The following is a 275-nucleotide window of genomic DNA, read 5'->3' as shown; positions in this document are numbered from 1 at the left end:
AATGCATTCGATAAAGCCCGGGCAGCGCAAACTTCGCAGCAGCAGGAATGGAGTACAATGCTGTTAAGTATGCTGCATGATATTCATCAGGAAAACGCCATCTGTTTGATGGTGAGGAGACTGCGTGACTGACGTTTTACTCTGTGTTGGCAATAGCATGACGGGCGATGATGGCGCAGGTCCGCCGCTGGCGGAAAAGTGCGCCGCCGCGCCGAAAGGTAACTGGGTGGTGATTGATGGCGGTAGTGCACCGGAAAACGACATCGTCGCCATCC

General features: G+C 54.2%; 1 pseudogene. It reads left to right on the top strand.

What is annotated here, in order from left to right:
- Positions 1-132 (top strand): annotated as a pseudogene (hycH, locus tag SB756_RS29865) (formate hydrogenlyase assembly protein HycH); the annotation flags it as partial.
- Between the last annotated feature and the right edge of the window lie 143 nt (positions 133-275).

Origin of the sequence: Pseudomonas sp. SIMBA_068, assembly GCF_046534705.1 — a bacterium.
In the GTDB taxonomy this organism is placed as follows: Bacteria; Pseudomonadota; Gammaproteobacteria; order Pseudomonadales; family Pseudomonadaceae; genus Aquipseudomonas; species Aquipseudomonas putida.
This window is presented reverse-complemented; position numbering and strand designations above follow the sequence as displayed.